This is a genomic window from Paenibacillus sp. AK002, assembly GCF_053903045.1.
Genome location: NZ_CP096377.1, coordinates 3,396,527 through 3,408,720, shown reverse-complemented (window position 1 = coordinate 3,408,720; position 12,194 = coordinate 3,396,527). Strand labels below are relative to the sequence as shown.

Here is a 12,194-nt window from a genome sequence, read left to right as displayed (position 1 = left end):
CCGCGCGTGCAGATCCGATTTCTCCATTCGGGTTTACCCCGTACTTCCTAGCTTCGGCATATCCTATACCCGGCATATACGCAAGGGAAAGGGCATCCCGCTGCTGCATAAGCACAGCGGGATGCCCCTCTTCAGACTATTCTCCATGAACCCAAATTTCGACGATGCTGTTCCAGGTGTTGATCTCATTCCCTTGACCGACATAACGAATGTATTTCGCCTGAACCGGCGCAAAGGCAAAGGTTTCGTATGTTGCCTGTTTCTTGCTGGAAACGCTGCTGAGCACCTTCTGGTAGTTGACTCCGTCGGTTGATACTTCGAGATCAAAAGCATTCGATCGCGTATGCCCATTGTAGAACAGAATGCTGACCTGATCCACCAGCGTTGGCTGCTCCAGCTCCAACTGCAGATATTGCCCTTTGCCATCCGCGGACCACCTGGAATCCGGGTCGCGGTCCAGCGTGTGAATCGGCAGGTTGCCGTCGTCAGCGCTAGCGGTTACCTTTGCTACGGCGGCCAATGGTCCCTCCGGTTCCACCATCGGTTCTTTGACTTCGAATCGTTCACGTGCTTCAACCGTCACGCCTTGAAAAACGCATCTCGCAATGATGTCGACCATGCCTGCTTTCGTTGCGTGGAATGTATTCCCTTCCATATGTCCGATCGTTTCATCACTTGATGTGTACGTTACGGGAATGTTCAAATCCGAGATTTGGACCACTTCCCCGTTATCAAGCGTGAGATAGGATGCCAGTTCACCGCTCCGCCCGGCACTAATTGCATTTCCGGCGACTCTCCACCCCGGAACGGCTTTGTTCGGTGTAATCGAGATATTCTCCGGCAAGACCGGCGTCGCCGCTACATTAAAATTCACCTTTACTTTCCGGGTATGCCCGCGATACGTTATGATAATCTCGCCTGTGCCGTCAGCTCCGCGCGGCTGCCTAATGCTGATTTTAGCATCCTTGGAAAAAGGCGTTGCTGCAATGACGGGAGGCTCCGTTGTTCCATATGGCAGCGTATGCGCATACTCCGTTCTTAAGAACTGCATGCCTGGTATGGCCTCTCCATCAATCAGCAGGGACTGCAAGCCCAGGTTGATCTGATCCATTCGATTCTTCGATTGGTCTTGATATAAGCTCTGTGGCGACAGACGTGTTCCTTCGCCGATTCCCTCAGCCATATCAAACGGCTGCGTGTTAGCATCCGGAATGGAACCGACAATATGGACGTTCACGCCTGTGACGCTGCCTTTGGTTCCGATCACGTATCCGTTACCGAATTGCTCTGATTCTACGATGACGCCGGGTTTGCTCCGGTGCGCCGCCTGGCCGGTCGTATTCCAGAATACGCTCTCTGTGGTAACGACACCATGTCGGTTGGTCTCCGATGAGCCGTAGTCTCGTGTTATCGCCGATATCGCATCACCGTTTACGACCAGATTATCAATGAGATTCGCCATGCTGAGATACATGTGGAAATCGGTCAGCAGCGAAGGATTTTCGGAGTACGCACCCTGCAGCACATTCCCGTTCGCGGAGAAGTTGGCATACGTGAAGCTGTGCCTGGCTCCAACCGCTTTGCTGTTTTTGATGAGATTATCATTGCCGATGAACTGATATAAGTAACCGTTCCCGTTTGCCCCCCGGTACTGCGGGTACTGCATCGTCACATTATCGACGGTGACATTTTTGGTTCGGTCCAGTATGATCCCTTTGGACAGTATATGATAGTCTGTATTGCCGGAGGGCTTATAGGTGCTGATATTCCGAATCCAGCTGTTGGCCGCAGCCACGACATTAATTGCTTTGGCATTGTCGCTTTCATATCCGGCCGTTCCGATGACCTTGAAATCATCCTCGCCAAGCCCCGGCTTGGGATTCTGAACGTTGGCTATCGAGAAATCCTCCAAGCCGATTTCGGCGATCGGATCTTCCGTCCGGCTAATGGTAATATGGTCTCGGAGTTTCAACGGATACCGGGTAGGAATATCCAGGGTTAGGGTTTTATTCGAGGAATCCACGGCAACGATTTGCCTGTAGAATAACGGCTCTACCTTGCCGAGACGGGAAGACCATTTGTTCTGCATGCCGAGTTCAGACAAGAAACCCGGGGTCGTTTCGAACGTGATCACCACGTAATCGTTCACCGCGAACCCGCTGGTATCCTCAACGGGCAAGAGCGCGGTGGGATCGGTAAGGGATTTTCGAAGCTTCGTGGCAGCCCCTGTTTTCTTCCAATCTCCGCTGCTGACACGGATGATATCCTTGTTCTTCATGTTTTCCTGCGCATTATAGATATGGGTCTTGTTCATGCCGTCGCCTTTCAAGACAACATGGCTTGCCGATATGTTCAATGCATAATCTTTACCGGGCTGCGGCGCCACCCGATAAGTGCCTTTTGGAAGATACACGACACCTCCACCAAGCGCTGAAGCGTCATCGATCGCTTTTTGAATAGCCGCCGTCGCATCGCTGCCGCCGGACGAATCCGCATGATACGGCGCTTTTGTCACATCGATCCGCTTGTTCTTTTTCGTTCTTGGAATCTCTTCTTCCCCGCGCCGATAACCGGCATAGGAAAAGTCATGCAAAAATCTTCCCTGCTCATCTCGATATCCCGGATACCAGTTCTTAGGATAGAGTCGGCTTCTGCCATCCTTGTCCAATGACATCCCCTCACTTGCGCTCCCTTGCGATGGTTGTTGAGCCTTCATCGATGCCTGAACCTCATTCGTTGCCGGTACGGACATTCCAACAGCTAACGTCAGCGCCAACACTAGGAAGGGCCATTTTCTTCTCATTGCCTCATTCTCCTCCTTGATTACGATTTATTCGGATGTGAACGGTTACAACAACCTGTGTTTTGCACCTCCCATCGCTGCTCAGCAGATTCACGGCAAAGCCATGTCGGTATTTCACCATTGATTGTAGGGCATGGACGAATCGGGTCCTATGATCAAAAACTACATTCCGATGCCCATTTCCTCCACTGACGGGCTTTACCTGGCAGAAACGGCCTGATTATAGCGATCTAAAGCCTGCTGCTGGATCTGTATGGCGCGATCGATTTGGAGCGACTTCATCTGTTCCACGAACATATCAAAGGATTCGACCGGTTCCGTGCCAAAAATAATCTTCAGCGACATCTCATCCACAACCTTGTTCACTTCCTGCATGATGACCGACATCTCCGTGTTTTCCTTCTCGGTTTTGGGCAGTGTTGGCAAGCTATGCAGCGCCGCATCTGTGCTGGACCATAATCGAACCGCCTCCTTCTGCTCCGGCAAATTATAGTACTGTTCCATGTAACGCGTATCTTGCACAAACGGGCCGAAGTAGCTGGCTCTGGTATACATCGCGAGAGCTTGGGCAGGCGCCAGCTTATCGGGATTCTTCAAGATGGTGTCGGTATACGCGGGATAGCCGTCCTTCATCACATAACTGACTCCCTCGATGCCGAAATTAAACAGCAAATGACCCTCCGGCCCATAACCGTAATCCAGCATGCGAGCCGCCTCCTCGACGTGCTGGCTGTTGCTGGAGATTGCGACTCCCCCGCTGGAGCCTATAGCTGGGGCGAGCTGGCCGAATTTCGGTCGGTCACCTTTATTCAGGACAGGATAAGGCGCCGCAACGAGCTCCGCCGATGGGTCGTTTCCTTGCAGAATAGGCAGCCAGGTGCCGATGCCTGCGCCTGCATTCCATATGCTTGCACCGCTGCGGCCGATGATCATGCTCATATCCTGCGTTTCGGAATCGACCGCAGCCAGATTTTTATCGATGAGGCCTTCCGCATACCAATCGCGGAACAACGTCAGAAATTCCTTATATTCCGGTTCTTGGGCTCCGAATTTAATCTTGCCGTCCTCGTGGTAAAACCCTTTCTTGATACCGTAAGCTCCGATAAAGCCGCCGCCTTCGATGCCGAACAGCGGATTCGGTACGCCCAGGAAAGTCAGCGGTGCTTCAGCACCCTTCCGTTCCTTGAAAGCGGTCAAGACCGTATGCCATTCGTCGATCGTCGTTGGCACTTTAAGTCCAAGCTCGTCCAGCCAATCCTTACGGATGATCGGGCCTTGGTAGGTACGCAGCTCGTCGTCTCCTTGAATGAACGGAAAAGCGTAATAACTCCCGTTAGCCGTCCGGATCTGCATGTCGATATCCGGATGCTCGTTCAGGTACTGCTTCAGATGGGGTGCGTATTGATCGATAATGTCGTTGAGCCGCAAAATATAGCCGTCATTGATCGCTTTCTCCGGCCCGCCCGGGTAGTTGATCCATTCGTATTCAATCATGTCCGGCAGCTCTCCGGAAGTAAGCAGGACGTTGATCGCTTCTTTCGCTTGGTTGGTCGGCGGCTGGATGAAATGAAGCTTGATTCCGGTTCGGTGCTGCCACTCCTGAAAGAAAGGCACTTCGTTGAAGCTGGACTTGATGCTTGCGGCATTCCCGTTCAGCTCTGCCCAGTACGTTAATGTCAACTGTTCATTCATAGCAGGAATGTGGGGCGCTTGCTGTTTAGAAGGAGCCGATCGGTTACTGGTCTTATCGACCGAATCCGTTCCTGACTGTTCGCATGCCGTCAACAGGCTGGTGAGCGCAATGAATACAACCATCAATGCTATCCGTGAGCATTCTCTCTGCAGCTTCATACGCATGCCTTCTCCCTTCATTAATGGATCTCTTTGTATTTGCCGGGCGTAATGCCCTCGTATTTCTTGAATACCCGGATAAAAGTCGCCGCATCGTTATAACCGACCAAGCGGGATATTTCGTTGATCGATTCCTGCTTGTGCCGGATCATTTCTTTGGCTTGTTGGATCCGACATTTATGAATGCAGTCGAGCAGGCCTTCGCCTGTTTGATTCTTAAAGAGCTTGGACAAATAACTGCCCTTCAGTTCAAAATGCTCGCCGATCGCGTTGACGTTCAAATTCGCATCATCATAATTGCACGCAATGTATGACGTAACCTGCTCGACGAGATGGCGGATGGCGTCCTCCCGCTCTTGGGATACGTTGTTTACGCGCTTCTTTGCGGCGTAAGCGCAAACTTCCTCAAGCAGAGCCTGCAAGGCTGTCTGCATTTCCTGAATGGTGTCACAAGCTAGGATGTCGTCAATCCGCTGCGAATAGTTGGCCAATGTACTGTTCTCGCTGTCGCCCAGCTCATTCATGGTCTTGATCATCGTGCCGACGAGATTAAATATAAGACATCTCGCCAACGTCAGCGACATCACCGGCTTATCGAAATTTCGCTGCGTGATCTCTTGCATGTAGGCGCTAGCCTGGCCGATGTCTCCGGCCTTAATGAAGTTAATCAACTGCTGCTCCACCTGAAGGGGATAATCGTACCCGAACGAATCTTCTTCTAATGCATCGCTTCGAATGTCTTTATAGGTAATGATACCTTTCTTGCCGAGCACCATTTTATATTCCATCGCATCGACGGCTTCTTGATAGGCCTCCGCAATGCCGATCCATGACGAATGTAGTCCGCTGATGGAGACCGTCAATTCCATGTCATACCGGTCCAAGAAACGCTGGGCTTCCGCCGCAATGGTATGCAAATCGTGATGCCTGTCGGGAGAATCCGCTTTCAAATTCACCAGGCAGACCATCATATCGTCTACTTCGGCTACGTACCCGGCATGGCCCTGCTGAAGGGATAACTCCTCCACAACGTTGGAGATGATGAGGTAGATCAATTTATTTCTTTCATTGATATCAATGCCCGGCAGCTTTGCATACAGATTCTCCTCATTCTCGATCACGAACAGAATGACGGCGAATTCGCTGGAATGGAGCGGCATTTGAAAGGATCGGAAGGCTTCTTCGTAAGGAACCAGCGTGTCCTGCTTTCCTTTTAACAGCCGGTTGATCATATTGGACCGGAGCACATGCTGATGTTTTTGCAGCTGCTGGGCAATTTCGTTATTCTCCGATCTCGTGTTCATGATGACCTTCTGAATAAACCGAAGCTCGTTGCGTTCAGCGGGCACGTTCTGCGTGCCCTTGTCCTTCAACGATTCCACGAGCTGCTGGATCGGCGAATAATTCCGACGCATGAAGAACCAGGTCAGCACGCCGGCGCCGATCAGGCTTACCAATATGCTGATATAGGTGAAATTTCGGACATAGACGGCTTTTTCCCAGTACAATCCGCTGGGGATGATTAAGGCATACTTCAAATCCGACACCGAGGAGTCCATGTAAAACAGCTCTGATTCGCCGGCCCTCGATTGATCCAGCAGAACCCGGCTTCCGTCCATAAAGGGCATCATCTCCTCCGATCCCGGTCGATTGCTCATCAGTATCTCGTTGTGCTGATTCAGGATCATCAGCGTCCCGCCGCTAAAACCCGATATGCTCTCAATCGCTTCCTGAAACCGGCCGGTATCCGCCATTACCACGACCGTTCCGGTCTCCTGTCCATTCAGATCGTGCGGCAGCTGAGTAACGTAAGCGATGGAAGATTCGGCCGGAGCCGCATTCAGATGCGGCAGGAGCATAAATTGATTCGTTCCCGCGCCGAGGATCCGTTCCCTCCATGCGTCATAAGCTAGCGCTCCCGTATTATGTATCGTATGGAATGCCGTTTTCATATCCCGGATATTGCCTGAACGTAGAACGGAGTTGTCTTTTTTCCACACCACATAGAATTCGTCGATGGATGCGTAAGACGTTTTATATAAGCGAAACTCCTTGACCAATTGGTAAGCGGTATAGGGGGCTTCCTTAGCCGGTTGATTGGAATACATCAGCGTTTGAAGTGTCGGGCTCCACGTCATCTCCATGTTGAGCCGCTTCATGAGATCGATCTGCGTATCGATGGTGTATCGCATCTGCTTCAGCAAGGAATCGTTAGCCCGATGAATTTCGCTCTTCAGCGTATCGTTTGCCTGCGCGTAAATGACCAGGCTGATCAGAATCGGGACAAACAAAACGGCACTGTACGATACGAGCCAGGTCACGATAATGCTTTCCCGTTTCTGCCATAAATATTGAATGCTCAGCAACAGCTCATCACCCATATCCTCGTATATTGTCTGTGTGTAGATCAGGTGTTTATTATACGGCAAGAGCTTGCTTTGGCATATAGATAAAAAGTTCAATTCGATTGACAAAAAGACGATCCGTCAATCGGATGTGCCACAGCCACAGCACAAATAGCCCGGATAGACGGCGAACGCCTAACGGGCTTCCTATGCTCACCGGCAGGGATTCATTCAGGTGCCATGCGTGATTAGAATATTCGATGCTGCCAGCCGTTTAATTTCGCAACAGCTTCCACGTAAAAATAGTCGCCGTAAATGAGGGACACGTTCACGTTCTGCCCTGCCGGTTTATGGCCGGTGCCTTCGCGCAGAATGCCTTCATGCTTAGGGTCGTTCCAAGTTCCGTAACATTCGTGCAGCATTGATAAGATGCGTCTTGCTGCAGCCCCGTACAGCCCTCCTTCCGGTTCATGCAGTGCGTGCGCAAGTTCCAGCAGTCCCGATGCGGCGATTGCGCCGGCCGAACTGTCCCGTGGAATCTCCTCTTCTCCTTCTTGCCCCGCCCGAAAATCCCAAGGAGGCACGACATGGTCGGACAGGCTGGAAATGAAGAAGTCAGCGACGCGCTGCGCGGCTCCCAGATAGGCCGGGTCTCCCGTATATCTATACGTATTCGTTAAACCGTATAGGGCCCATGCCGCACCCCGACTCCAAGCGGAATCCGGCGCTGCCCCCTGTCCTCCGATGGCTTCTGCTCGTTCACCGGTCACCGGGTCAAACCGGATGATATGATGGACGGAACCGTCTTCCCTTATGAATTGTTTCATCACCATATCCGCATGGGCTCTTGCGATATGAGCGAACCGGGGATCGCCGCTTTCCTCCGATGCCCAGAACAGCAAGGACAGGTTCATCATGGTATCGATGATCGACCAGCCGTGCTTATCGCCGTTCCACGCCCGAATGAAACTGCCTTGGGCATTGAACCGGCCCGCCAGAAAATTGGCTGCGAACAAAGCGCGCCGGGCGGCATCCGCATCTCCCGTCAGCTTGTATTTGATCGCTGCGGTCGGCAGGAATTGAAAGCCTACATCATGGTCGAAATAGTGATTCTCAAGGAAGCGCTCCGACAGTCGTGCATCCCAATCCCAAGCTGCATTCTTGTATCTCTCATCGCCGGTCATATCGTATACGATCCATAGAATTCCCGGCCAGAAACCCGATGTCCACCAATCTAGCCTCATGTCGTCGTAGATGCCGTTCGCGCCGGTTGCGTGCGGAGATTTGTTCCCGATCGCTTCCATCATTCGATCCGTTTTGCTCTTGATCTGGTTCCAAACTTCCTGCCTATTCACCATTACCTTATTCATTTATGCTAAACCTCCTCACCCTTCATGCGATTTAAACGATTCACGGGATTAACCTTTCAATGATCCGACCATGACGCCTTTGACGAAATATCGCTGCAAGAACGGGTAAATGCACAGAATCGGTATTGTAGCTACCATAATGGTTGCATACTTAATGGTTTCCCCGATCTGGAACCGATCCCCCGCCGATGCGCCGGCCGACATGCTCTCCGTGGAATTGGCGATCAGGATTTCGCGCAGCACCAATTGAAGCGGAAACAACTCGCGGCTCTTGATAAACACCGATGCGTAGAACCAGCCGTTCCACTTATCCACCGCATAATACAGAATCATCACGGCAATGACAGGCATGGATAACGGAATAATGATTCGGAACAGAATCGTGAAGTGATTGGCTCCGTCAATCTTGGCCGATTCCTCCAAGCTGTCCGGGATGCCCATGAAGGACGTTCGCATGATGATCAGATTGAACGTGCTGATGGCGAACGGCAGAATCGTTGACCACAAGGAATCCAGCAGGCCGACTCCTTTTACGATTAAATACAACGGAATCAGCCCGCCGCCGAAAAACATCGTGAATACGATAAAGAACATGAACACTTTGTTCCACATCACGTTTTTGCGGGACAGCACATAAGCTCCAAGAGCCGTCATGAAGAGGTTGACGATGACGCCGAACACCACGATGAACAACGTGTTCCGAAAGCCGATGCCGATACCGGGATTCGCAAGGACGCTCTTGTAGGCATCCAGGCTGAAGCCGACCGGTTTCCATAATAACCCTTTGTTGGCCAACAGCTGTGACGAGTCGCTGAATGACGCAAACAATACATAGAGCAGCGGATACAACGTGGCAATGACAAGCAAAATCAGAAATGTATAATTAACGACATTAAATATCCGATCGAACCAACCGCTTTCCTTCTTCAAAATTACCACCTCACCATAAGCTGTTTTGACTCACCCTGCGGCTGATGTAATTCGCCGAAATGAGGAGCACCAGATTGATAACCGAGTTGAACAAACCGACCGCGGAGCTGTAGCTCCATCCGAATTCCAGCAATCCCTTGCGGTACACGAAGGAAGAGATGACATCAGCCGTTTCATACGTGACCGGATTATAGAGGAGAATGATTTTCTCGAATCCGACGTTCAGCATATTGCCCATCCGAAGTATGAACATGATGGTAATGACGGGCAAGAGACCTGGAAGCGTGATGTAAAACATCTGCTTGATGCGGCTCGCTCCATCCATGCGAGCGGCCTCATACTGCTCCAAGTCGATGCTCATCAAGGCGGCGATATAGATGATGGATTCCCAACCGATTCGCTGCCATATTTCGGACAGGACGTAGATGGGCCTGAACAGCTCCGGCTTTTGCAGCATGGCTTGACCGTCGTATCCCAGCAACATGAACAGCCGGTTGATTAATCCGTCGGCGTTCGTGAAGTCCGTAATAATGCCGCAGATTACGACCAGTGATATGAAATAAGGCATATAGGTTATCGTCTGGACGACCCGTTTGAACTTCTTCTTGCGCACTTCATTGATCAACAGCGCCAGAATGATCGGTGCCGGGAATTCGAAGACCAGCGTATACAGGCTGATGAGAATGGTGTTCTTTAAGACGCGCAGAAAATAATAGCTGTTGAAGAATTCCTCGAAGTGCTTGAGTCCGACCCAATCGCTTTCCAGAATCCCCTTCATCGGAGAATAGTCTTTGAAGGCAATGATCGCGCCGTACATCGGACCGTAATGGAAAATAAGGTAATAGCCGATGACGGGAATCATCATGATGTACAAATACTTGTTCATCACGAAGTCCCGGATGAACCGGCTCTTGAAGGACTGACGATCGTTCATGATGTAGGGTTTCACCTCGTTTCAAATGGGGAGGGTAGGAGCGCCCTCCCCTTGTATTGTTTACCGGTTGTTGTAACGCTCCAGCGCTGCGGCCTGAATCTCGATGGCACGATCGAGATTCAGCGACTTCATTTTGGCCACATAGCCTTCGAATTCATCCACCGATTCGTTCCCCAGAATGATCTTGATGGTCATCTCGTCCACGAGCGTGTTGATGTCGTTCATAATCGTTGCGTACTCGGAACTCTCTTCCGGCGTCGGCGTAATCGGCGGCAGGCTGTATTTGGCTGCATCCGTATTCTTCCACACTTCAATCGCGTCCCGCTGGGTTTGCAAGGCAAAGAACTGCTCCGCGTAACGCTTGTCCTGAACGAACGGTCCGTTATAGCTGCTGCGGGCATACAGCGATATCGCTTGCGCCGGAGCCAGTTTATCCGGGTTCTTCATTAACAGATCCGTGAATTTCGGATCGTCGCCTTCCAGATTGTAGCTGACGCCCTCTTCTCCGAAGTTGAAGAACATATGTCCTTCCTCACTGTAGCCGTAATCCAGCATGCGAACGGCAAGCTCCGGATCCTCCGCCGCGGTCGTGATAGCGACCGTCCCCTCCGAGGCATAGCCTTGGTTGCGTTGGCCGAATTTCGGCACGTCGCCCTTATTCAGCACCGGGTACGGGGCTGCTACTAGGACCGCATCCGGATCGTTTGCCTCTACCAGCGGCTGCCACTTCCCGATGCCTCCCCCGGCGTTCCCGACGGTAGCCCCGGTAGCGCCGGACGCCATGTTTCCATCAACGGCTTTGGTATCGGCTGTTGCGATGTTTTTGTCAATGAGTCCTTCCTTGTACCAATCCTGGAACAGTTTCAAATACTCTTTGAACCCGGCCTCCGAAGGGCCGAATTTGATCTGCCCGTCTTCCTGGTAGAAACCGCGATTCACGCCGAACGCTCCAATAAAAGCGCCATTCCCGGAATCGTTGAAAAATCTTGGCTTGCTCACCACCGAGAACGGAGCGGCTGCCCCTTTCTTCTCTTTGAACGCCCGTAAGGTTGTCGTCCACTCATCTATCGTTTCCGGAACCGGAAGTCCCAGCTCGTCAAGCCAATCCTTGCGGATGATCGGTCCCTGGAAGACGCGAAGGTACTCATCCCCGCGGATGAACGGGAATACATAATAGCTGCCGCTGTCGGTTTTGACCATTTTGTCGATATCCGGGTTCTCCTCCAGGTACTTTTTCAAGTTGGGCGCATATTTGTCGATCAGATCGTTCAGCTTGAGGATGTACCCGTCATTAATGGCTTTTTCCGGCCCCCCCGGAAAGTCTCCAATGAAGTTGTACTCAATCATGTCCGGCAAATCCCCGGAAGCGAGCATGACGTTCAGGGATTCCCGGACCTGACCCGTAGGCGGAGCTGTGAATTCCAGCGGAACCCCGGTTTTCTCCTGCCATTTTTGAAAAAACGGAATTTCGCTGTGCGAATTTTTGACCCCGATCAGATTGCCGTTAATCTCGCCCCAATACGTAAGCTTCTTATCCGTTTGGATCGGATAAGTTGCTGCCTCCGCTTCGGTTGTACCGCTAGGGTTCGTTCCCGCAGCTCCCTCTCCCTTATTGGTTTCGCCCGCATTGCCGCCTCCGGACGAACAAGCCATGAGCATCGTGCCTAATAACAAAATGATCAAACTCGTGGATAGCGTTCTTCTTCTCATTGACCTTACCCTCCAACCTTTCGAATGTTTGTGTCTATCTCAGATTAATGGAGGACCCGCTGGGGTGATATTCGCAAAACATACAACGGCATGTTGATTTCTTCTTAAGCAAATGATGATTTATACAATGCGATTGGCAATTTGCAAAAAGGCTTGGACAAGAGAGCTCCCTGATTCCACGACAGGTGGCATGTAAACCAGCAAATTAAACAGACCATGCGGGAATCACATGATCTGTTTATGGGCAACAT

Annotated in this window: 7 protein-coding genes; all 7 read right to left on the bottom strand. The window is 51.4% G+C overall.

Annotation, left to right across the window (positions count from 1 at the left end; all coding sequences use genetic code 11):
• Nucleotides 1-136: 136 nt before the first annotated feature.
• Nucleotides 137-2,803, bottom strand: a complete 2,667-nt coding sequence (locus M1D70_RS15045; RefSeq protein ID WP_456290337.1) for a discoidin domain-containing protein — start codon at nt 2,801-2,803, stop codon at nt 137-139.
• Nucleotides 2,804-3,001: 198 nt separating this feature from the next.
• Nucleotides 3,002-4,654, bottom strand: coding sequence for an extracellular solute-binding protein (locus tag M1D70_RS15040; RefSeq protein ID WP_456290336.1), 1,653 nt, complete (start codon nt 4,652-4,654; stop codon nt 3,002-3,004).
• A gap of 20 nt (nt 4,655-4,674) precedes the next feature.
• A complete protein-coding gene (locus M1D70_RS15035; protein WP_456290335.1) occupies nt 4,675-7,035 on the bottom strand; it encodes a helix-turn-helix domain-containing protein in 2,361 nt (786 codons plus the stop codon).
• A 212-nt stretch (nt 7,036-7,247) separates the two neighbouring features.
• Nucleotides 7,248-8,369: a glycoside hydrolase family 88 protein gene (locus tag M1D70_RS15030; RefSeq protein ID WP_456290334.1), complete on the bottom strand. Its 1,122-nt coding sequence runs from the start codon at nt 8,367-8,369 to the stop codon at nt 7,248-7,250.
• Between the two features lie 48 nt (nt 8,370-8,417).
• Entirely contained in the window at nt 8,418-9,299 is an 882-nt protein-coding gene (locus M1D70_RS15025) for a carbohydrate ABC transporter permease (RefSeq protein ID WP_456290333.1), read from the bottom strand.
• 10 nt (nt 9,300-9,309) lie between these two features.
• Nucleotides 9,310-10,233 (bottom strand): ABC transporter permease, encoded by a 924-nt coding sequence (locus M1D70_RS15020; RefSeq protein WP_456290332.1) that lies wholly within the window; start codon nt 10,231-10,233, stop codon nt 9,310-9,312.
• Between the two features lie 60 nt (nt 10,234-10,293).
• On the bottom strand, nt 10,294-11,943 hold the full coding sequence (locus M1D70_RS15015) for an extracellular solute-binding protein (RefSeq protein ID WP_456290331.1): 1,650 nt from the start codon (nt 11,941-11,943) through the stop codon (nt 10,294-10,296).
• Nucleotides 11,944-12,194: the final 251 nt, after the last annotated feature.

Bases quoted from the DNA above. Each gene is read 5' to 3' on its own strand.
- M1D70_RS15045 (WP_456290337.1), bottom strand. From the start codon at position 2,803: ATGAGAAGAAAATGGCCCTTCCTAGTGTTGGCGCTGACGTTAGCTGTT.
- M1D70_RS15040 (WP_456290336.1), bottom strand. From the start codon at position 4,654: ATGAAGCTGCAGAGAGAATGCTCACGGATAGCATTGATGGTTGTATTC.
- M1D70_RS15035 (WP_456290335.1), bottom strand. From the start codon at position 7,035: ATGGGTGATGAGCTGTTGCTGAGCATTCAATATTTATGGCAGAAACGG.
- M1D70_RS15030 (WP_456290334.1), bottom strand. From the start codon at position 8,369: ATGAATAAGGTAATGGTGAATAGGCAGGAAGTTTGGAACCAGATCAAG.
- M1D70_RS15020 (WP_456290332.1), bottom strand. From the start codon at position 10,233: ATGAACGATCGTCAGTCCTTCAAGAGCCGGTTCATCCGGGACTTCGTG.
- M1D70_RS15015 (WP_456290331.1), bottom strand. From the start codon at position 11,943: ATGAGAAGAAGAACGCTATCCACGAGTTTGATCATTTTGTTATTAGGC.